Consider the following 20,873-nt stretch of genomic DNA (forward strand, 5'->3'; position numbering starts at 1 on the left):
CGGAACTCTTTCCTCCGCCTGCCGCGTTCTCCCCATGTGACCCTTCAGCAAGAGATCGTCGGCAACGCCATGCAGATGGCGGTCGTCAACCTGTCCCCCGGCCAAACCGTGTACTGCGAAGCCGGAAAGTTCCTGTTCAAGACGGTCAACGTGAGCATGGAGACGCGTCTCGGCGGCCCGTCCGGCGGGGGTGGCGGGCAACCCCAGGGCGGCTCGTCCGGCGGTGGCATGGGCGGCATGCTGCGCCAGGCCATGGGCACGGCCATGCAGGTCGGCCAGCGTGCCCTCGCGGGCGAGTCGCTGGCGTTCCAGTACTTCACCGCCCAGGGCGGAGAGGGCACGGTCGGCTTCGCGGGCGTGCTCCCCGGTGAGATGCGCGCCCTGGAGCTGGACGGCACGCGCGCGTGGTTCGCCGAGAAGGACGCGTTCGTGGCCGCCGAGTCCACCGTCGAGTTCGGCATCGCCTTCCAGGGCGGCCGCACCGGGATGAAGGGCGGTGAGGGCTTCGTCCTGGAGAAGTTCACCGGACGCGGCACGGTGATCATCGCGGGGGCCGGCAACTTCATCGACCTCGACCCCGCCGACTTCGGGGGCCGTATCGAGGTCGACACCGGCTGCGTGGTCGCCTTCGAGGAGGGCATCCGGTACGGCGTCCAGCGGGTCGGCGGTCTCAACCGCCAGGGCGTCATGAACGCGGTGTTCGGCGGCGAGGGCCTGTCCCTGGCCACCCTGGAGGGCAGCGGCCGCGTCATCCTCCAGTCCCTCACCATCGAGAGTCTCGCCAACGCCCTGAGGAAGGCCCAGGGCGGCGACAAGCAGGGGCCGACCGGCGGGGTGTTCTCGACGAACGCGGGCTGAGCCGCGGGCGCCGGGGCCGGTCCGGTCCGAGGAGCAGCGCCGGCACACCGGCGGCCTGCGCGCCGCGCCGGGCGGCTCCGTCCGGACGTGCCTCGCCCCGCGGCATGGAGACGTGGGGGGTCCGCGGGGCGAGGGTCTGTGGATCGGACGGGCGAACGGTGCCGTCGGTCAGCAGCCGTAGTTGATCAGCTTGAAGGTGACGTAGTGGTCCGCGGTGTAGTAGTCCTCGGCGGACTTCTTCCCGGTCACGATGCGGCGCGCGCCGCGCGTCGAGGAGCCCGGGGTCTTCACCGTGTACTCGTGGTAGTAGCCGGACGTCTGGCTGGGCAGGACGCCTTCCCGGTTCTGGAACACCGCTCCGTCCTGCGAGTACGGGAACGGCCCGCCCGCATCGATCAGGTCGAGCGTGTCGTACGCCTGGGAGGGCAGCTTCGTGTAGCAGACGCTGCCGACGGCGGCGTGGGCCGTGGTGGCGGAGACGGCGCCGCCGACGAGGAGGGCGGACAGGACGGCCGCCGACGTGACGGTACGAGTGATCCGTGGGGGGAATCTCATGGCCTCATGATGACGCGCGTAGACAGTGTCATGTCAATGACAAGGCGCGGGAATTTGCCTTCGGGTCCGAGAAGTTTTCACGGCGTTAACCGGAGTCCGGCCTCCTGCGCTCAGCCCGGTTTCCGGCTCTCCGCGGCGGCGAACAGGGCGAACGCCAGCACGATCAGCGCGACGCTCGCGTACACCTCGTAGCCGTCGAGGAAGCCGAGGCGCTGCACGAGGCCCACGTGCCAGCGGGTGAACTCGTGCAGCAGGCCCAGGACACCCTGCACCAGGGCGAGAAATCCGAGTAGTCCCAGCAGTTCCTTCATGCTCGTGACTCTCGCCCCGCGGAGCCCGCGCGGACCATCGGCCGGCGGGCGGGACCTGTGCGACGGAAGGCTGCGGACCGGCGGTCCGGCCGCGCCGAAAGTAGGCGGCGCCGCGACGTGGGTCGGTCCTTCCCCGCCTTCGGTAGGGGATGCGCGTCCACGGGGAGGTGTCGCGGTCCCGCGCTGCGTAGATTTGTCGACCGTGAGGGCAGACGACAGCACGGCACCGGCGGCACCCGGGCTCACGGGGCGTCGATGGCTGCTGCCGTCGGCCGTGGTCGCGGAACTCGCCCCGGACGCCGGGCGCCCGGGCCGGCCGCACCGGCGCACCGCGCGCGACTGGATCGTCGACTTCCTCTGTTTCCTCGTGGCCGTGGCCGTGGGCCTGACGGTCGCGGACTCCTTCCCCGGCGAACGGGACCTCCCCGAGGTCGTCGCCGCGGCCGACCAGCTCCTGGGCGCCCTCGCCTGCGCGGCGGTCTGGCTGCGCCGCCGGTGGCCCCTCGGCCTGGCGATCGCGATGGTCCCCCTCGGCTTCCTGGCGACCACCTCGGCCGGCGCCTGCACGGTCGCCCTCTTCACCCTCGCCGTGCACCGGCCGTTCCGGTACGTGGCCTGGGTGGGCGGTGCCCAGGTGGCCCTGATCCCGCTGCTGGCCTGGGCCCGCCCTGACCCCACCCTGGCGTACGGGCCCTCGGTGGCGTGGAGCGTGCTGTTCACCGTCACGGCCATCGGCTGGGGCATGTTCGTCCGGTCCCGGCGGCAGCTGATGCTGAGCCTGCGCGACCGCGCCCGGCGCGCCGAGACGGAGGCCCGGCTGCGCGCCGAGCAGGCACAGCGGCTGGCCCGCGAGGCCATCGCCCGGGAGATGCACGACGTGCTCGCGCACCGGCTGACCCTGCTCAGCGTGCACGCGGGCGGGCTGGAGTTCCGCCCGGACGCGCCCCGCGAGGAGATCGCGCGGGCGGCGGGCGTCATCCGCGAGAGCGCCCACGAGGCCCTCCAGGACCTGCGGGAGATCATCGGCGTCCTGCGGGCCGCCGAACCGGACGACGCCGGCCGCCCCCAGCCGACGCTGGCCGCCCTGGACACCCTGGTCGCCGAGTCCCGCGAGGCCGGCATGAAGGTCACCCTCGACCAGCGCGTCACCGACGCCGGAGCCGTCCCCGCCTCCGTCGGCCGCACCGCGTACCGCATCGCCCAGGAGTGCCTGACCAACGCCCGTAAGCACGCCCCGGGCGCGGAGGTGGCGGTCACCGTCACGGGCGGCCCCGGCGAGGGCCTCGACGTGAGCGTGCGCAACCCGGCCCCCGTGGGCGAGGTACCGCCCGTTCCCGGCTCCGGCCAGGGCCTGATCGGCCTGACCGAACGGGCCACCCTGGCCGGGGGTCGACTGGCGCACGGGACGTGGGGGGACGCGGGATTCGAGGTACGGGCGTGGCTGCCGTGGCGGGCGACGCCCTGACGGGGGCCGGGAGTGACCGCCCCGGCCGGCCCGTTCGTCGCGAACCGTGAACCCGCCCGCCCGCCAAGTGATTACGTGAGGTCCATGACTGCGATCAGACTCCTCCTCGTCGACGACGATCCCCTCGTGCGGGCCGGCCTGGCTTTCATGATGGGGGGCGCCGCCGACATCGAGATCGTCGGTGAGGCCGCCGACGGGAGCGAGGTCGAGGGGCTCGTGGAGCGCACCCGCCCCGACGTGGTCCTGATGGACATCCGGATGCCGTCCGTGGACGGACTCACCGCCACGGAACGGCTGCGCGGACGCGAGGACGCCCCGCAGGTGGTGGTGCTCACCACCTTCCACGCCGACGAGCAGGTACTGCGTGCGCTGCGCGCGGGGGCCGCCGGGTTCGTCCTCAAGGACACCCCGCCCGCCGAGATCCTCGACGCCGTGCGCCGGGTGGCGGCCGGTGACCCCGTCCTGTCGCCCACGGTCACCCGGCAGCTGATGGACCACGCGGCCGGTACCACGGCCGACACCCGGCGTACGCACGCGCGCGTGCGTCTCGCGGCCCTCGGCGAGCGCGAACGCGAGGTGGCCGTCGCGGTCGGCCGGGGACTGTCCAACGCGGACGTCGCCGCGGAGCTGTTCATGAGCGTCGCCACCGTCAAGGCCCACGTCTCCCGGGTCCTGGCCAAGCTCGGCCTCAACAACCGGGTGCAGATCGCCCTGCTGGCCTATGACGCGGGGCTCCTGGAGGAGGGAGCGGACGGGCCCGGGTGACGGGCCGCGAAGAAGGCGGCACGGCGGGCACCGGTCGGGCGTCCCGCTCGTTGCCGTCATGACGGAGGAACTGCAGTCATGACCGGAGGGGGAGGGGCATGACCGAGGTGATCGACCTGGGGGAGTTCGGCGACGGCTTCCGGAGGAACCCGCATCCGGTGTACGCGCGACTGCGCGAGCGTGGCCCGGTGCACCGGGTGCGGCTGCCCGTGCCCGACGCGCACCATGTGACCTGGCTCGTCGTGGGGCACGAGGAGGCGCGCGCGGCGCTCGCCGACCCCCGGCTGGCCAAGGACTCCGAACGGATAGGCGTCACGTTCCTCGACGAGCAGCTGATCGGCAAGCACCTGCTGACCGCGGACCCGCCGCGGCACACGCGCCTGCGCGCGCTGGTCTCCCGCGCCTTCACCGTGCGCCGCGTGGAGGAACTGCGGCCGAGGATCCGGCAGATCACCGACGGCCTGCTCGACGCGATGCTGCCGCACGGCCGCGCCGACCTCGTCGAGTCGCTCGCCTACCCCCTGCCCCTGACGGTCATCTGCGAGCTCCTCGGGGTCCCCGAGGCGGACCGCGCGGCGTTCCGCGAGCTGTCGAGCGAGGCCGTCGCGCCCACCGGCGCGGAGACCGAGTACGACGCGTTCGTGCGGCTCGGCACGTATCTCACCGAGCTGATCGAGGACAAGCGCTGCGCCGGCCCGAGCGGTGATCTGCTGGACGACCTGATCCGCACCACCGCGCGGGACGGCGACCGGCTCTCGCCCGGCGAGCTGCGCGGCATGGCGTTCGTCCTGCTCGTCGCCGGACACGAGACCACCGTCAACCTGATCACCAACGCCGTCCACGCCCTGCTGACCCACCCGGACCAGCTGGCCGCCCTGCGCGCCGACATGGCCCTCCTCGACGGCACCGTCGAGGAGGCCCTGCGCTACGAGGGGCCGGTGGAGAACGCCACGTACCGGTTCGCCGCCGAACCGCTGGAGATCGCCGGCACCTCCGTCGCCCAGGGCGAGGCGGTGATGATCGGCCTGACCGCGGCCGACCGCGACCCGGAGCGCTATCCGGCCCCCGACGGCTTCGACATCCGCCGGGACAGCCGGGGCCACCTGGCCTTCGGGCACGGCATCCACTACTGCCTGGGCGCCCCGCTGGCCCGACTGGAAGCCCGCACGGCGATCCGGTCCCTGCTCGACCGCACCCCCGCCCTGGCCCTCGACGGCCCGCCCGGCGACTGGCTGCCCGGCCCCCTGATGCGCGGGATGCGCAGCCTCCCGGTGCGCTGGTAGCACGGCGGGCGCGCCGTTCCACGTGCCGGCCGGCCCCGGTGTTTCCGAGGCCGGCCCCGCTCAGCCCGTCCCGGAGGTCGCCGGGATCTCCGAGAGCCACACGGCCCTCCGGTCTCGCCGGGACACCTCGCAGGCCTCGGCTATCCGGAGCGCCTCGAGTGCCTCACGGCCGTCGCAGGGGTTGGCCCGCTCGCCCCGCACCACGTCCACGAAGGCGTTCAGCTCCGCCGTGTAGGCGGGCTCGAACCGCTCCAGGAACCCGGTCCACGGTTTGTCCGCGGCCGGTGGACCGGTGGGTTCGGTGGACGCGATCGGGGTGCGGTCGTCCAGACCCACGACGATCTGGTCGAGCTCTCCGGCCAGTTCCATGCGGACGTCGTAGCCCGCCCCGTTCAACCGCGTCGCCGTCGCCGTGGCGAGGGTGCCGTCGTCGAGGGTGAGGACCGCGGCCGCCGTGTCCACGTCCCCCGCCTCGCGGAACATCGCGGGCCCGGCGTCGGAGCCGGCGGCGTACACCTCCGTCACCTCGCGGCCGGTCACCCAGCGCAGGCAGTCGAAGTCGTGCAGGAGCGCGTCCCGGTAGATCCCGCCTGACACCGGCAGCCAGGCGGCCGGCGGCGCGGACTGGTCGGAGGTCAGCGCCCGTACGGTGTGCAGCCGCCCGAGCCGCCCCGAGAGCACCGCCTCCCGGGCCCCGGTGTACCCCGCGTCGAAGCGGCGCTGGAACCCCATGTGAAGGATCGTTCCGGCGCTCTCGACCTCGGCGATCGCCGCTAACGTGCCCGCCAGATCCAGGGCGATCGGCTTCTCGCAGAAGACCGGAAGCCCGGAGCGTGCTGCCCGACCGATCAGTTCGGCGTGGGCCGACGTGGCCGTCGTGATCACCACGGCGTCCACGCCCCAGCGGAAGATCTCGTCCACCCCTGGGGCGGCCGTCTCGCCCAGCCGATGCGCGAGCTCCTGGGCCCGCGCGTGGTCCGCGTCCGTCAGGATCAGGGATCCGACCTCGCGGTGACGGCTGAGTGTGTTCGCATGAATGGTGCCTATGCGGCCCGTCCCGATGACCCCGATGCGCATGAGACAAAGGTGCGTTGCGGGCCGGGCGCTGTCAATGCGTATGTCCGGACAACCGAACTACACAACTTCCCGTCAACCGGTCACGGAGCTACGCTCGGGCCGTGCCGAAACCAGAAGTGGACCCGACCGTGCAGCTAGAACTACGTGTGGACCGAAGTTCTCCGGTGCCTTTGTACTTCCAGCTCGCCCAGCAGCTGGAGGCCGCGATCGAGCACGGATCGCTGACCCCCGGCAGCCTGCTGGGCAACGAGATCGAGCTCGCCGCCCGGCTCGGCCTGTCCCGGCCGACCGTCCGCCAGGCGATCCAGTCGCTCGTCGACAAGGGCCTGCTCGTCCGCCGCAGGGGCGTGGGGACGCAGGTCGTGCACAGCCAGGTCAAGCGCCCGCTGGAGCTCAGCAGCCTCTACGACGATTTGGAGGCCGCCGGGCAGCGTCCGGCGACGACGGTGCTGGTCAACACCATGGTCCCGGCGTCCGCCGAGGTCGCGGCCGCGCTCGCGGTGGCCGAGGGCAGTGACGTGCACCGGGTGGAGCGGCTGCGCCTGGCGCACGGGGAACCGATGGCGTACCTGTGCAACCATCTGCCCTCCGGCCTGCTCGACCTGGACACCGGGCAGCTCCAGGCCACCGGCCTGTACCGGCTGATGCGGGCCGCCGGGATCACCCTGCACAGCGCCCGCCAGTCCATCGGCGCCCGCGCCGCCACCACCGCCGAGGCCGAGCGGCTCGCCGAGGAGGAAGGCGCCCCCCTGCTGACGATGCAGCGCACCACCTTCGACGACACCGGCCGGGCGGTGGAGTTCGGCGACCACATCTACCGGCCGACCCGCTACTCCTTCGAGTTCCAACTGCTCGTCCGCCCCTGAGACCCGTCTGTGCGATCGGCCCGCCTTGGTCGCATTGTCCAGACAATGTGGCCGGATGTCCGGACAAGGCGAGTGATGGACGGTCCCCGGCCCGTATGTGCGTGATCCCTGTGTTCGATAATGGGTCGTTTGTGTCCGGTGAGAGGTCACCGGACGCGGGCGTTCGACGGAACACAGCAAGAAGGGCACCGCCTCGTGGCACGGTTTCGGACCTGGGCAGGGATCGCTTTGGCGGGGGCACTCACCGTGTCCCTGGCAGGGTGCAGCGCGACCGGCGGCAAACGCGCGGAGGACGCCCGCAAGGCCGCGGCGGCCCACGGCGGGGCCGCGGTGGACACGCCTCGCTGGACTTTCGCGATGATCACCCACTCGGGTGACGGGGACACCTTCTGGGACATCGTCCAGAGCGGCGCGGAGCAGGCGGCCGACAAGGACAACATCAACTTCCTGTACTCCCACGACGACGAGGCCCAGCAACAGGCCCAGCTCGTCGACGCGGCGGTGGCCAAGAAGGTCGACGCGATCATCGTCACGCTCGCCAAGCCGGACGCGATGAAGGCGGCCGTGGCCCGCGCCGAGAAGGCCGGCATCCCGGTGATCACGGTGAACTCGGGTTCGGCCGAGTCGAAGGCGTTCGGCGCGCTCGCCCACATCGGCCAGGACGAGACGATCGCCGGCGAGGCCGTCGGCGAGGAGCTGAACCGCCGGGGGCGGGGGAACGTGATCTGCGTCCTGCACGAGCAGGGCAACGTCGGCCACGAGCAGCGCTGCGCCGGCGTGGCGAAGACCTTCGCCGGCAAGGTCGAGAACCTCTACGTCAACGGCACCAACATGCCCGACGTGCAGTCCGCGATCGAGGCGAGGCTCCAGGCCGACACCTCGGTCGACGCGGTCGTCACCCTCGGTGCCCCGTACGCCGACACCGCCGTGCAGGCCGGGCGGGGTGCCGGCAGCAAGGCGGAGATCGACACCTTCGACCTCGACGCCAAGGTGGCCGCGGGGCTGCGGGACGGCACGCTCGGCTTCGCCGTCGACCAGCAGCCGTACCTCCAGGGCTACCAGGCCGTCGACCTGCTGTGGCTGTACAAGTACAACAGTGATGTCCTCGGCGGCGGCAAGCCGGTCCTCACCGGCCCGCAGATCATCACCGAGGACCAGGCTGCGGCGCTGGCGGAGTACACCGAGCGGGGCACCCGATGAGCGCGGTGACGGACAAGGCGACCGAGGACATGGTTCCGAAGAGTCCGAACGCTCGCCGGACATCTGACGAAAGGTTTCTTCAGGCCTCGCCCCTGCGCCGGCTGCTGGGCCGCCCGGAACTGGGCTCCGTCGTGGGCGCGATCGCGGTCTTCGTCTTCTTCGCGCTGGCCGCCGACAGCTTCCTGCGCGTCGGCAGCCTCAGCACGGTCCTCTACGCGTCCTCGACGATCGGCATCATGGCCGTCCCGGTCGCGCTGCTGATGATCGGCGGCGAGTTCGACCTGTCGGCCGGGGTCATGGTCACGTCCTCGGCGTTGATCTCGTCGATCTTCAGCTACCAGGCGACGGCGAACGTCTGGGTGGGCGTCGGAGTGTCCCTGCTGGTCACCCTCGCCATCGGCGCCTTCAACGGCTTCCTGCTCACCCGTACGAAGCTGCCCAGCTTCATCGTCACGCTGGGCACCTTCCTGATGCTGACCGGCGTCAACCTCGGCTTCACCAAGCTGATCGACGGCACGGTGTCGACGAAGACCGTCGCGGACATGGAGGGCTTCCGGTCCGCCCGGGACGTCTTCGCCTCCACCCTCACGATCGGCGGCGTCGACTTCAAGGTCACCGTCCTGTGGTGGATCGCCCTGGTCGCGGTCGCCTCATGGGTCCTCCTGCGCACCCGCGCCGGTAACTGGATCTTCGCGGTGGGCGGCAACAAGGAAGCCGCCCGCGCGGTCGGCGTCCCGGTGACCCGGACCACCGTCGGCCTCTACACGGGCGTCGCCCTGGGCGCCTGGATCTCGGGCCAGCACCTGCTCTTCTCGTACGACGTCGTCCAGTCCGGCGAAGGCGTCGGCAACGAGCTGATCTACATCATCGCGGCCGTCATCGGCGGCTGTCTGATCACCGGCGGACACGGCAGCGCGGTCGGCTCGGCGGTCGGCGCGCTCCTCTTCGGCATGACGAGCAAGGGCATCGTCTTCGCCGAGTGGAACCCGGACTGGTTCACGTTCTTCCTCGGAGCGATGCTGCTCCTCGCGACCCTGCTCAACGCCTGGGTCCGCAAGCGCGCGGAGGCCTCCAAGTGACGGCGACGCACGAAGCGAAGGAGACCGCGGTGCGCACGGCACTCGTCGAGCTGTCCGGTGTCGGCAAGCGGTACGGCAACGTCCGCGCCCTCGAAGGGGTCTCCCTGGAGGTCCACGGCGGCGAGATCACCTGCGTCCTGGGCGACAACGGCGCGGGCAAGTCGACCCTGATCAAGATCGTCGCGGGACTCCACCCGCACGACGGAGGGGTACTGCGTCTCGACGGCGAGGAGACCGCCCTGTCCTCCCCGCGCGAGGCCCTCGACCGCGGGATCGCGACGGTCCACCAGGATCTTGCCGTGGTCCCGCTGATGCCGGTGTGGCGGAACTTCTTCCTGGGCTCCGAGCCGCGCAAGGGCACCGGCCCCTTCAAGCGCCTGGACGTCGGCCTCATGCGCAGGACCACCCGCGAGGAGCTGCTGCGGATGGGCATCGACCTGCGCGACGTCGACCAGCCGATCGGCACCCTCTCGGGCGGCGAACGCCAGTGCGTGGCGATCGCGCGGGCCGTGTACTTCGGCGCGAAGGTCCTCGTCCTGGACGAGCCGACGGCGGCGCTCGGCGTCAAGCAGTCCGGCGTGGTCCTCAAGTACGTGGCGGCGGCCCGGGACGCGGGTCTGGGCGTTGTGCTGATCACCCACAACCCGCATCACGCGTACCTGGTGGGGGACAGGTTCGTCCTGCTGCGGCGGGGCGCCATGGTGGGCGCTCACACACGTGACGGGATCACCCTGGAGGAGCTGACGCGCCAGATGGCGGGTGGCAACGACCTGGACGACCTCCGCCATGAGCTGCGGCGGACCTAGTCCTCTGCGGCGGGCCTGGTCCTGGCCGTGCGGACCGGGTCGCAGGGCGGTGGCGGGACCGTTCCGCGCCGGTGAGCGGGGTCCGGCGCGTGCCTCTGCGGGGCGTCGCAGGCACGCGCCGGACCCCGCGTCCGCGGCATCGTCCGCCCGGGAGGCCCCAGGGGATCCCGGGGCCGCGCCGACGTCCGGCCGTACCGGGTGCGACCGGCCACGACGCGTCCGGGCACGGCAGAGGCCGCCCGCCCCCGCCGCCGCCCGGCTCGGCACCCGGCGGGAGGGTGAGGCAGAATCGGCGGCGATGAGCACCTACGGCAACTTCACCGCCCCCATCGGCTCCCGCCGCGCGCCCGCACTCCGCACCGTGGGCACGAGGGAGCGCCGATCGCACCTCACCGCACCCCGCGTGCCGACGGTCGGCATCGACATCGGTGGCACCAAGGTGATGGCGGGGGTGGTCGACGCCGACGGCAACATCCTGGAGAAGGTCCGCGCGGAGACGCCGGACAAGTCCAAGAGCCCGAAGGTCGTCGAGGACACGATCGTCGAGCTGGTCCTGGACCTGTCCGACCGCCACGACGTGCACGCGGTCGGCGTCGGCGCGGCGGGGTGGGTGGACGCCGACCGCAACCGCGTCCTGTTCGCGCCCCACCTGTCGTGGCGCAACGAGCCGCTGCGCGACCGCCTCTCCGGCCGTCTCGCGGTTCCCGTCCTGGTGGACAACGACGCCAACACCGCCGCCTGGGCGGAGTGGCGCTTCGGCGCGGGCCGTGGCGAGGACCACCTCGTCATGATCACGCTCGGTACCGGCATCGGCGGCGCGATCCTGGAGGACGGTCAGGTCAAGCGCGGCAAGTACGGCGTCGCCGGCGAGTTCGGCCATATGCAGGTCGTGCCCGGCGGCCACCGTTGCCCGTGCGGCAACCGCGGCTGCTGGGAGCAGTACAGCTCCGGCAACGCGCTGGTCAGGGAGGCCCGTGAACTGGCCGCCGCCGACTCCCCGGTGGCGTACGGGATCATCGAGCACGTCAAGGGCAACATCGGCGACATCACCGGCCCGATGATCACCGAGCTGGCCCGCGAGGGCGACGCCATGTGCATCGAGCTGCTCCAGGACATCGGCCAGTGGCTCGGCGTCGGCATCGCCAACCTGGCCGCCGCCCTCGACCCGTCCTGCTTCGTGATCGGCGGCGGCGTCTCGGCCGCCGACGACCTGCTGATCAGCCCCGCGCGGGACGCGTTCAAGCGCCAGCTCACCGGCCGCGGCTACCGCCCCGAGGCCCGTATCGTCCGCGCCCAGCTGGGCCCCGAGGCCGGTATGGTCGGCGCGGCCGACCTGGCCCGCCTGGTCGCCCGCCGCTTCCGGCGCGCCAAGCGCCGCCGCGTGGAGCGCTACGAGCGCTTCGAACGGTTCACCGACGCGGCCCGCCGCACCCAGGACACGGCGTGACCGCCGCACCGCCCCGCACGACCCAGGACACCGCATGACCGCCGCACCGCCCCGCACGACCCGGGACATCGCATGACAGCATCGCTGCCCCGCCAGGCCGCGCCCCCCGACGAGCCGCACCGCCCGCCGGAGGACCGCCGGCACGTGATCCGCCGCAGGGCGCTCACCCTGCTGATCATCGTGCTGCTCATCGGCGTCCCGGCCGGCTACCTGGTGATCTCCGCCAACCAGAGCCGCGACAGCGGCAAGGACAAGGAGGCGAAGTACTCGGCGACCGGCCTGACCGAGGGCTGGCCGTCGAAGGTCCAGCGCCGCCTGTACCAGGTGCCGATCCCGCACCCGTCGAACCAGGTCGCCTACTACGAGACGAACAACTGGAAGACCAGCCGTCTGTACGCGCAGTTCCAGACCACACAGGTGGGACTCGACGAGTTCCTCGCCGGCATCGGCGTCAGCAGGGCCGACCTGAAGAAGGGCGAGATCACCATCAGCGCCCGCGACCAGGAGGTCACGGGCTGGAAGTTCACGGGCCCCGGCTCACGCCCCGGGGACGACTTCGGCATCGTCCACGAACAGAAGAAGCCGATGCCGACGCTGGACGTGGTGGTGAACACCGGCAACGCGATATACCCCTTCGTCTACGTGGTCTCCCGCACGGTCCCCTGACCGGTCCCGCCCCGCCCGGAAGGCCGTGACCGGGCCGGAACGCCGTGACCCGGCCGGCCGCCGGGACCGATTGTCAGACCCCGCCCGTAGAGTCGAAGACGACTGATCCGACATGCGGGCGGGAGGTGGACACACGGCATGAGCGTCATGGCCGACGGCACGGCCGCGGCGGAGCCCGGCTCCGTCTCCGTGCGACTCGCCGCCGTCTTCCTGCCCGCGCCCCTCCCGCGCGAGGGCCGCGTCGCCTTCTGGGACCCGGCGGACGGCCCGCTGCCCACCACGGCGGACGCGGAGCACACGGAGCTCACCGTAGTCCGCCGCCACGGCTCCGCCATCCGCCGCGGGCAGGCCCCCGCCCTGTCCCTGCCGCTCGACAAGGCGCTCCCGCTGCTCGTGCGGGCCCGCCGCGACCCCGCCGCCCACCCGGCGACCGCCTGCTGGGGCGCGGCCGCGCTGCACGCGCTGCGGCTCACCGCCCGCGGCCGTCTGCTGCCCGGCCTGACGCCCACGGGACACGACGCCTGGCGGGCGGGCCCGCTGGACCCGGAGGACATCGCCCATCTGCGCGCGGTCGCCGCCGCGCTCCCGCACGAGGGCCACGCGGTGCCCCTCCCCGGCCCCGGGCCGCTCCTGCTGCCCCGGCCCGAGGCCCTGATGCGGTCCTTCCTGGACGCCGTGGCGGACACCCTGCCCCGCACCCCGGCCGCGCCGCACGCGTGCGGGAAGCCCTTCGCCGACCGCCGGCCCCAGCGGCTGCCCGGCGCGCACGACTGGGCCGCGGAGGTCGCCGCCGGCATGGACGCGGGCGTGCGGATCTCGCTCCGCCTCGACCTGTCCGCCTACGACATGTTCGACCGGCTCGACGACGGCGAGCGGGCGCGCCGGGCGGGTGCCGCGATCGTCCAGGTGCACAGCCTCGCCGACCCCACCCTGATGACCGACGCCGCGTCCCTGTGGGCGGGCGAGGCCGACGCCGCCTTCGGGGCACGCGCACGCGTGGACGCCGCCCTCGCCGTACGGCGCGCGGCCCGCGTCTGGCCGCCGCTCGCCCGGCTCGCCGAACAGGACGCGCCGGACGTCCTGGCCCTGTCCGAGGACGAGCTGAGCGATCTGCTCGGGGTGGCGGCCACCCGGCTCGCGACGGCCGGGGTCGCCGTGCACTGGCCGAGGGACCTGGCGCAGGACCTCAGCGCGGCCGCGGTGGTCAGGACCGCACCCGGCTCGGCGACCGACGGCACCGGCTTCTTCGAGAGCGAGGAACTGCTCCAGTTCCGCTGGCAGCTGGCGCTCGGCGGCGACCCGCTCAGCGAGGCCGAGATGGACACCCTGGCGGAGGCCCACCGTCCGGTGGTCCGCCTCCGTGACCAGTGGGTCCTGGTCGACCCGGCGCTCGTACGCAAGGCCCGGAAGCGGGAACTGGGCCTGCTCGACCCGGTCGACGCCCTGTCCGTCGCCCTCAGCGGTACCGCGGAGGTCGACGGCGAGAGCGTCGAGGCGGTGCCCGTGGGCGCCCTGGCCGCCCTGCGCGACCGCCTCACCGCCGGCGTGCACCCCGCCGATCCGCCGGCCGGTCTGCACGCCACCCTGCGCGACTACCAGCTGCGCGGACTGGCCTGGCTGGACCTCATGACCTCCCTCGGCCTCGGCGGCTGCCTCGCCGACGACATGGGCCTCGGCAAGACGATCACCGTCATCGCCCTGCACCTGAAGCGGGCCCGCACCGAACCGACCCTGGTGGTCTGCCCGGCCTCCCTGCTGGGCAACTGGCAGCGCGAGATCAACCGCTTCGCGCCCGGCGTCCCGGTCCGCCGCTTCCACGGCCCCGACCGCAGCCTGGCGGACCTCGGCGGCGGCTTCGTCCTCACCACGTACGGCACGATGCGCTCGGCGGCGCCCACCCTCGCCGGGCAGCCCTGGGGCATGGTCGTCGCCGACGAGGCCCAGCACGTGAAGAACCCCTACTCGGCGACGGCGAAGGCCCTGCGCACGATCCCGACCTCCGCGCGCGTGGCCCTGACCGGCACCCCCGTCGAGAACAACCTCTCCGAGCTCTGGGCCCTGCTCGACTGGACGACACCCGGACTTCTCGGCCCCCTGAAGTCCTTCCGCGCCCGGCACGCGCGCGCGGTCGAGAACGGCGAGGACGACCAGGCGGTGGAGCGCCTGGCCCGGCTGGTCCGCCCGTTCCTCCTGCGCCGCAAGAAGTCCGACCCCGGAATCGTGCCCGAGCTGCCGCCCAAGACCGAGACCGACCATCCGGTCCCGCTCACTCGCGAACAGGCCGCGCTGTACGAGGCGGTGGTGCGGGAGTCGCTGCTGGCCATCGAGACGGCGGACGGCATCGCCCGGCGCGGCCTGGTGCTGAAACTGCTGGGCGCGCTCAAGCAGATCTGCGACCACCCGGCCCTGTACCTCAAGGAGGAGACCACCTCCGTCGGCGACGCCCTGGCCGCCCGCTCCGGCAAACTCGCCCTGCTGGACGAGCTGCTGGACACCCTGCTCGCCGAGGACGGCTCGGCCATCGTCTTCACGCAGTACGTCGGCATGGCCCGCCTGATCACCGCCCACCTCACCGCCCGCGCGGTCCCGGTCGACCTGCTGCACGGCGGCACCCCGGTCCCCGAGCGGGAGCGCATGGTGGACCGCTTCCAGGCCGGTGCGACCCCGGTGCTCGTCCTCTCCCTGAAGGCCGCCGGCACCGGCCTCAACCTCACCCGCGCGGGCCATGTCGTCCACTTCGACCGCTGGTGGAATCCCGCGGTGGAGGAACAGGCCACCGACCGCGCCTACCGCATCGGCCAGACCCAGCCGGTCCAGGTGCACCGCCTCATCACCGAGGGCACGGTCGAGGACCGCATCGCCGAGATGCTCCAGGCGAAGCGCGCCCTGGCCGACGCGATCCTCGGCTCCGGCGAGTCGGCCCTCACCGAACTCACGGACCGCGAACTGACCGACCTGGTCAGACTCCGGAGGGAGGCGTGATGGGGGAGACGGAGAAGGCCGAGACCGCCGCCGACACCGCCGCTGCCGTCGCGGCCGGGGAGCAACGGGAGAAGGGCGCCGGCCCGGCCGACGAGGCTCGCCGAGCGCTGCGGGCGGCTCGGGAGCGCTCGCAGGAACAGGAGCCGACACAAGCACCCCGCCGACCGTCGCAAGCACCGCCGCACGGAGCACCGTCGCACGACTCCACGGCGCGGCCCGGCGATCCCGCCCCCAGGCCCGCCGACGCGGCCCGCGCGGCGCTGCGGCGCGCGGCGGAATCCGCGTCGGCGGTGGAGTCTGCGTCCGTGGTGGAGCCTGCGCCCGTCGGCGACGCGGCGCGAGCGGTGCTGCGGCGTGCGGCGGAATCCGTGTCGGCGGCGGAGCCCGCGTCCGGCGTGGAACCTGCGCCCGGCGTGGAACCTGCGCCCGCGGTGGGCACCGAGACCGCGGCCGACCCCGAGACCGTCGTGGCGGACTCGCCCCCCGGGGAAGCCGCCCCGGCCGCCGACGCCGACCCCGTAGCGCCCCCCACTCCGCCGGCGAGGGCCTCGTCGGCGGAGTCCTCCCCGGCCGATACGTCGTCGACGGAGGTCTCGTCGGCCGTTGCCTCGCCGGTGGCCGCCGAATCGCGCGCCCCGCAGACCGGCGCCGGCTCGCGCCCCGGGGACATCGCGCGGGAGGCCCTGCGTGCCGCTCGCGCCGAGGCGCGCCAGAACCCGGCCGAGACCCGGACCCGGGCAGGCCGACGGACCCCGCGCGGCGACGCAGGTCTGCGCCCACGCCCCGACGCGCGCCCCACCGAATCCCGGCGGCACCCCGCCGCACCCGACCAGGTGGCCGACGAACGGGCGCGTGCCGTACGGGAGTTGCTCGCGGGCGCCTTCCAGATGCCGTCGGAGGATGCGGCCGAAGCCGAGCCCGAGCCCGAGCCCGAGCCCGAGCTCAAGGCCGAGCCCGAGCTCAAGGCCGAGCCCGAGTCCAGGGCCGAGCCCGAGTCCAGGACCGATCCCAGGGCCGAGCCCGGGGCCGCCACCGGCAACGTGCCGACGGCCGAGGGAAGTTCACCCGACGCTGCGGCCTCCGTGATGCCCCTCGGCGGCGGACCTTCCCTGCCTCCCGAACCGCCCCGCACCCCCCGCTCCATGGCCGCCCCCGCGCGGGACGGCGACCACCGCCGTACCTTCCCGGCCTTCCCGCCGCGCACCGGCGGGAACTTCGCCGGGACGTGGTGGGGCAACGCCTGGGTCACCGCGCTGGAGGAGGGCGCCCTGGACGCCAAGCGCCTGACCCGCGGGCGCGGTTACGCCGAGCAGGGAAACGTGGACGCGATCACCGTCACCCCCGGGCTCGTGCTGGCGTACGTGCAGGGCAGTCGCCCCCGTCCCTACCGCGTCCAGGTACGGCTGCGCACCCTCGGCGCCGAGGACTGGGAGCGCTTCCTGGAGGCCGCCGTCGAGCGCCCCGGGCACATCGCCGCGCTGCTCGACAAGGAGATGCCCGAGTCCCTCGCCGAGTGCGGGGTGCCGCTGCTCCCCGGCCCCGGCGACCTCGAGCCGCAGTGCAGCTGCCCCGACCGCGGTCACCCCTGCAAGCACGCCGCCGCCCTCTGCTACCAGACCGCGCGGCTGCTCGACGCCGACCCGTTCGTGCTGCTCCTGCTGCGCGGCCGGGGCGAGCGCGAGGTGCTCGACGCGCTGTCCCGCCGCAACGCCACCCGCGCGGCCCGTGCCGCCCAGGAGCAGGAACCGGAACCTCTGCCGGGCGTCCGGGCCGCCGAAGCCCTCGCCGAGCGCCGGCTCCCGCCGTTGCCCGCCCCGCTGCCCGTGCCCCCGCACCCCGAGCAGCCCCCGGCCTACCCGTCCGCGCCGAACGGCCCCGACTCCTTCGCGCTGGACCACCTCGCGACCGACGCGGCCGCCCGCGCCCACGCCCTGCTGGTCACCGGCCAGGACGAGATCGGCGAACTCACCCTCTGGCGGGACGCCGTACGGCTCGCCGCGTCCCGACCCGGTTCGGGGCTCACCGTCACCACCCGCGCCCTCTACGCCGCGCTCGCCTCAGCCGTCGGCCGCACCCCTGTCGAACTGGCCCGCGCGGTGGCCGCCTGGCGGCAGGGCGGGCCGGACGGGCTCACCGTCCTGGAGGAGACCTGGGACCCGCCGGCCGGCCGCTTCGACCGGGCGCGGCCGCTCCTCCTCGCCGCCGACCTCCCGGCCTTCCGCCCGCGCCGCAACCACCTCACCCACCCCCGCGGCCACGTCCAACTCCGCTTCGGCCGCGACGGGTTGTGGTACGCCTACGAGTCCGAACCGGGCCAGGAGGACTGGTGGCCGCGCGGCACCCCCGACCCGGACCCGGTGGGCGCGCTGACCGGTCTGGGCGGCTCGGACGAGCTCTGAGGCGCCCGACCCGATCGGCCCGCAGAGCGCCCGGCGGAGCCGGTCAAGGGCCGCCGGTTTCCGCGCCCCGCGGCCGCCCAACTAGCCCGAACCGCTCCCCACTTCTCCGCCCGCCTCGTACGATGGCGCCCGTGACTCTCGACGACCACCGCCCCGCCCCGCGGTACCGCGCACTGCTCTCGCGCGGCTGTTGTTGATCCTCACCTCACCCCCCTCCGCCCTCCTGCCGTGGACGCGCCGCGCCTTCTGACGCCCTGATCGCGTCCCGGTCCAGGCGCCCCGCTCCCGGAAAGGCCGGTCCATGCCCACGTCTCCCACGCCCGAATCCGCCTACGACCGCCGCAGACTGCACCAGTGGCTGGCCGGCGAGGCCCGCGCCGACGGCGTCTCCCGGCGCGATCTGCTCCGCCTCGCCGCCGCCGCCGGCCTCGCCACCGCCGCGGCCCCGGCGTTCTCCGCGCCGGCCGCCGCGGCGACGTCACCCGGTATCGTCAAGGCGCTCCCCGACGACCGGTTCACGGTCCGGGGCACCAACGCCGAGACGAAGTTCGCCTCCCTCGCCGGGACCGGCTACCACACCCCCGTCGACCACTTCTTCGTCCGCAACCACACCTCCACGCCCGTGCTCGACGCCGCCGACTGGACCCTCACCGTCCACGGCGACGGCCTCACCCACGCCACCCCCGTCGAGTTCACCCTCGACGACCTGAAGAAGTTCCCCGCGGTCACCCGCACGGCGTTCGTGGAGTGCGCGGGCAACGGCCGCAGCTTCTTCACCTCCCAGCAGGGCCAGACCGTCAGCGGCACGGCGTGGACGCTGGGCGCGATCGGCACCGCGCGCTGGCGCGGGGTCCGCCTCGCCGACGTCCTGCGACGGGCGGGGCTCTCCCGGCACGCCGTCGACGTCCTGCCCCGCGGCCTCGACCCCGACTACGTCACCGCCGACGGCACCGACCTCGGCCGGGTCCGTCGTCCCCTGCCGGTGTCCAAGGCGCTCGACGACGTCCTCCTCGCCTACGAGATGAACGGCGAGCCGCTGCCGTACGACCACGGCTTCCCCGTACGCGTCCTGGTGCCGAACTGGATCGGCATCGCGTCGATCAAGTGGGTGGGCGACATCGAGGTGTCCGCTCAGCCCCTCTACTCGCCCTGGAACACCGACTTCTACCGGCTGTTCGGCAGCGCCCACCCCGACGGCGGCAGCGCCCCGCTGACCCGGCAGACCGTCAAGAGCGCCTGGGAGCTGCCCTGGGACGCGAGCCTCGGGGCGGGTGCCGTGCACCGTCTGACCGGACGCTCCTGGTCAGGGGCCGGCGCGGTCGTACGCGTCGACGTCAGCACCGACGGAGGGACCCGCTGGCGGCGTGCCCGGCTGCACGACGCCCCGCGCCGCGCGGGCTGGGTCCGCTGGTCCACCGACTGGCGCCCGTCGGCCCCGGGCGGGTACACCCTGCTGGCCCGGGCCACCGACAGCACCGGCCGCACCCAGCCCGACACGACCGTCCCGAACACCCAGGGCTATCTGTTCGACGCCGTGGTCCGGCACCCCGTCCGGGCGGTGTGAGGGGAACGCGCGTGCGGCGGACAGGCGTCGGCCGAGGTTTCGGGACGGGTTTCGCAGGGTCCGTCTGTACGATGCACGCGCATCGGGTCTCACGGACCGCCCGGCGCGGGCAGGTGAAGCCCGGTGCAGAGGATCTTCGCGGGGCTGCCACAACCTGGGACGGCTTGCACGGGGTTCCGACCCAAGCGCGTGAGAAATTGTGAGATGTGGGAGCGTGAACCGGGTGAGCGAGAGTACGACCAACACCCTGCAATACCGCTTCGACGGGCCGGAGGACGCCCCTGTCCTGATCCTGGGCCCCTCACTGGGTACGACATGGCACATGTGGGACCGTCAGGTTCCCGAGCTGGCCCAGCAGTGGCGGATCTTCCGCTACGACCTGCCCGGCCACGGCGGCGCCCCGGCCTACCCGGTCGGCTCGGTCTCCGACCTGGCCGGGCGGCTGCTCGCCACCCTCGACGGGCTCGGCGTGCAGCGCTTCGGCTACGCGGGCTGCGCGTTCGGCGGCGCGGTCGGAGTGGAGCTGGCGCTGCGGCACCCGGAGCGGGTCGCCTCCCTCGCGCTGATCGCGGCCTCGCCGCGGTTCGGCACGGCCGACGAGTTCCGGCAGCGGGGCGTGATAGTCCGCACGAACGGTCTGGACCCCATCGCCCGCAGCTCGCCCGACCGCTGGTTCACCACCGGCTTCGCGGCCGCGCAGCCCGCGATCACCGAGTGGGCCGTGCAGATGGTGCGCACCACCGACCCCGGCTGCTACATAGCGGCCTGCGAGGCGCTCGCCGCCTTCGACGTGCGGGCCGAGATCGGTCTCGTGGGTGTGCCTACCCTGGTCCTCGTCGGCTCGGACGACCAGGTCACCGGCCCCGCCGAGGCGCGCACCCTGGTGGCCGGCATCCCGGACGCCCGGCTGGCCGTCGTACCGGGCGCCTCGCACCTGGTCCCGGTGGAACAGCCCGCGGCCGTGACCGACCTGCTGGTCCGCCACTTCTCCACCGCCTGGCAGCCCGCCTACGACTCCGGCACCGGGCAGACGGCCGTGCCGGGCATCCCCGTCAGGGCGGTCCTGACCGTGCCCCAGCAGCCTCCGCAGCCGGTGGCCATCGCGGAGATCGCGCCCGCCCCCGTCCTCGAACCGGTGCAGGCCATGGGCCGCCCCGATCCGTACGACGCCGGTCTGAAGGTGCGCCGGGAGGTCCTCGGGGACGCCCATGTCGACCGGGCGCTGTCGCAGGCCGACGACTTCTCCGGGGAGTTCCAGGAGTTCATCACCCGCTATGCCTGGGGCGAGATCTGGGACCGGCCCGGCCTCGACCGGCGCTCCCGCTCCTGCGTCACGCTCACCGCGCTGGTCGCGGGCGGCCACCTGGAGGAGCTCGCATTCCACATCCGCGCCGCGCTGCGCAACGGCCTCACCCCGGACGAGATCAAGGAGGTCCTGCTCCAGGCGGCCGTCTACTGCGGCGTACCCGCGGCGAACAGCGCGTTCAAGGTGGCACAGCAGGTCATCCGGGAGGAGACCACCCCCACCGAGTGAGCCCCGCACCGGACGC

Annotated in this window: 17 protein-coding genes; 14 read left to right on the forward strand and 3 right to left on the reverse strand. The window is 73.5% G+C overall.

All coding sequences use genetic code 11. The annotated features are described in order from the left end of the window. The first annotated feature begins 36 nt into the window (after positions 1 to 36). Positions 37 to 858 (forward strand): AIM24 family protein, encoded by an 822-nt coding sequence (locus OG736_RS34235; protein WP_327185827.1) that lies wholly within the window; start codon positions 37 to 39, stop codon positions 856 to 858. A 168-nt stretch (positions 859 to 1,026) separates the two neighbouring features. Here the strand turns inward: OG736_RS34235 and OG736_RS34240 are convergent, their stop codons facing one another. Next, positions 1,027 to 1,413, reverse strand: coding sequence for a guanyl-specific ribonuclease (locus OG736_RS34240; protein WP_327185828.1), 387 nt, complete (start codon positions 1,411 to 1,413; stop codon positions 1,027 to 1,029). Positions 1,414 to 1,523: 110 nt separating this feature from the next. After that, positions 1,524 to 1,724 carry a hypothetical protein gene (locus OG736_RS34245; RefSeq protein ID WP_327185829.1) on the reverse strand — a complete coding sequence of 67 codons (201 nt, stop codon included), beginning with the start codon at positions 1,722 to 1,724 and terminating at the stop codon, positions 1,524 to 1,526. A gap of 193 nt (positions 1,725 to 1,917) precedes the next feature. Here OG736_RS34245 and OG736_RS34250 point away from each other — a divergent pair, with 193 nt between their 5' ends. From OG736_RS34250 to OG736_RS34260, 3 genes are all read left to right on the forward strand, one after another. Then, the gene (locus tag OG736_RS34250) at positions 1,918 to 3,189 is read left to right on the forward strand and encodes a histidine kinase (RefSeq protein WP_327185830.1); all 1,272 of its coding nucleotides are present in this window, start codon (positions 1,918 to 1,920) and stop codon (positions 3,187 to 3,189) included. Between the two features lie 84 nt (positions 3,190 to 3,273). Beyond that, complete coding sequence (locus OG736_RS34255) at positions 3,274 to 3,954, forward strand: response regulator (protein ID WP_327185831.1); 681 nt, start codon at positions 3,274 to 3,276, stop codon at positions 3,952 to 3,954. A gap of 98 nt (positions 3,955 to 4,052) precedes the next feature. Further along, positions 4,053 to 5,237 (forward strand): cytochrome P450 family protein, encoded by a 1,185-nt coding sequence (locus tag OG736_RS34260; RefSeq protein ID WP_327185832.1) that lies wholly within the window; start codon positions 4,053 to 4,055, stop codon positions 5,235 to 5,237. Between the two features lie 60 nt (positions 5,238 to 5,297). Here OG736_RS34260 and OG736_RS34265 read toward each other — a convergent pair whose 3' ends face one another. Beyond that, a complete protein-coding gene (locus OG736_RS34265; RefSeq protein WP_327185833.1) occupies positions 5,298 to 6,314 on the reverse strand; it encodes a Gfo/Idh/MocA family protein in 1,017 nt (338 codons plus the stop codon). A 128-nt stretch (positions 6,315 to 6,442) separates the two neighbouring features. On the opposite strand from OG736_RS34265, the gene OG736_RS34270 reads away from it, so the two are divergent. The 10 genes from OG736_RS34270 (at position 6,443) to pcaDC (ending at position 20,857) form a co-directional block, all read left to right on the forward strand. Beyond that, positions 6,443 to 7,180: a GntR family transcriptional regulator gene (locus OG736_RS34270; protein ID WP_199876132.1), complete on the forward strand. Its 738-nt coding sequence runs from the start codon at positions 6,443 to 6,445 to the stop codon at positions 7,178 to 7,180. 195 nt (positions 7,181 to 7,375) lie between these two features. After that, positions 7,376 to 8,380 (forward strand): sugar ABC transporter substrate-binding protein, encoded by a 1,005-nt coding sequence (locus tag OG736_RS34275; protein ID WP_327185834.1) that lies wholly within the window; start codon positions 7,376 to 7,378, stop codon positions 8,378 to 8,380. Between the two features lie 29 nt (positions 8,381 to 8,409). Further along, positions 8,410 to 9,459 carry an ABC transporter permease gene (locus OG736_RS34280; protein ID WP_327187781.1) on the forward strand — a complete coding sequence of 350 codons (1,050 nt, stop codon included), beginning with the start codon at positions 8,410 to 8,412 and terminating at the stop codon, positions 9,457 to 9,459. Then, the gene (locus OG736_RS34285; protein ID WP_327185835.1) at positions 9,456 to 10,265 is read left to right on the forward strand and encodes an ATP-binding cassette domain-containing protein; all 810 of its coding nucleotides are present in this window, start codon (positions 9,456 to 9,458) and stop codon (positions 10,263 to 10,265) included. Before OG736_RS34280 ends, OG736_RS34285 begins: the two co-directional genes overlap by 4 nt. Positions 10,266 to 10,563: 298 nt before the next feature. Next, positions 10,564 to 11,712 (forward strand): ROK family glucokinase, encoded by a 1,149-nt coding sequence (locus OG736_RS34290; RefSeq protein WP_327185836.1) that lies wholly within the window; start codon positions 10,564 to 10,566, stop codon positions 11,710 to 11,712. A gap of 72 nt (positions 11,713 to 11,784) precedes the next feature. Next, the gene (locus tag OG736_RS34295; protein ID WP_327185837.1) at positions 11,785 to 12,378 is read left to right on the forward strand and encodes a sugar kinase; all 594 of its coding nucleotides are present in this window, start codon (positions 11,785 to 11,787) and stop codon (positions 12,376 to 12,378) included. Positions 12,379 to 12,525: 147 nt separating this feature from the next. Continuing rightward, on the forward strand, positions 12,526 to 15,360 hold the full coding sequence (locus tag OG736_RS34300; RefSeq protein ID WP_327187782.1) for an SCO1167/SCO6262 family helicase: 2,835 nt from the start codon (positions 12,526 to 12,528) through the stop codon (positions 15,358 to 15,360). Next, on the forward strand, positions 15,360 to 17,759 hold the full coding sequence (locus OG736_RS34305; protein WP_327185838.1) for an SWIM zinc finger family protein: 2,400 nt from the start codon (positions 15,360 to 15,362) through the stop codon (positions 17,757 to 17,759). The genes OG736_RS34300 and OG736_RS34305 overlap by 1 nt, the downstream gene beginning before the upstream one ends. 301 nt (positions 17,760 to 18,060) lie before the next feature. Continuing rightward, entirely contained in the window at positions 18,061 to 19,323 is a 1,263-nt protein-coding gene (locus OG736_RS34310; RefSeq protein ID WP_327185839.1) for a sulfite oxidase, read from the forward strand. A 223-nt stretch (positions 19,324 to 19,546) separates the two neighbouring features. Beyond that, on the forward strand, positions 19,547 to 20,857 hold the full coding sequence (gene pcaDC / locus OG736_RS34315) for a bifunctional 3-oxoadipate enol-lactonase/4-carboxymuconolactone decarboxylase PcaDC (RefSeq protein ID WP_327185840.1): 1,311 nt from the start codon (positions 19,547 to 19,549) through the stop codon (positions 20,855 to 20,857). The last annotated feature ends 16 nt before the right edge of the window (positions 20,858 to 20,873 follow it).

Origin of the sequence: Streptomyces sp. NBC_01334, from assembly GCF_035983595.1 — a bacterium.
GTDB lineage: Bacteria > Actinomycetota > Actinomycetes > Streptomycetales > Streptomycetaceae > Streptomyces > Streptomyces coriariae.

Excerpts from the sequence above, each read along its gene's own strand:
- OG736_RS34260 (WP_327185832.1), top strand. The coding sequence starts at position 4,053 with ATGACCGAGGTGATCGACCTGGGGGAGTTCGGCGACGGCTTCCGGAGG.
- OG736_RS34310 (WP_327185839.1), top strand. The coding sequence starts at position 18,061 with ATGCCCACGTCTCCCACGCCCGAATCCGCCTACGACCGCCGCAGACTG.
- OG736_RS34240 (WP_327185828.1), bottom strand. The coding sequence starts at position 1,413 with ATGAGATTCCCCCCACGGATCACTCGTACCGTCACGTCGGCGGCCGTC.
- OG736_RS34255 (WP_327185831.1), top strand. The coding sequence starts at position 3,274 with ATGACTGCGATCAGACTCCTCCTCGTCGACGACGATCCCCTCGTGCGG.
- OG736_RS34265 (WP_327185833.1), bottom strand. The coding sequence starts at position 6,314 with ATGCGCATCGGGGTCATCGGGACGGGCCGCATAGGCACCATTCATGCG.
- OG736_RS34245 (WP_327185829.1), bottom strand. The coding sequence starts at position 1,724 with ATGAAGGAACTGCTGGGACTACTCGGATTTCTCGCCCTGGTGCAGGGT.
- OG736_RS34290 (WP_327185836.1), top strand. The coding sequence starts at position 10,564 with ATGAGCACCTACGGCAACTTCACCGCCCCCATCGGCTCCCGCCGCGCG.
- OG736_RS34300 (WP_327187782.1), top strand. The coding sequence starts at position 12,526 with ATGGCCGACGGCACGGCCGCGGCGGAGCCCGGCTCCGTCTCCGTGCGA.
- OG736_RS34295 (WP_327185837.1), top strand. The coding sequence starts at position 11,785 with ATGACAGCATCGCTGCCCCGCCAGGCCGCGCCCCCCGACGAGCCGCAC.
- OG736_RS34305 (WP_327185838.1), top strand. The coding sequence starts at position 15,360 with ATGGGGGAGACGGAGAAGGCCGAGACCGCCGCCGACACCGCCGCTGCC.
- OG736_RS34280 (WP_327187781.1), top strand. The coding sequence starts at position 8,410 with ATGGTTCCGAAGAGTCCGAACGCTCGCCGGACATCTGACGAAAGGTTT.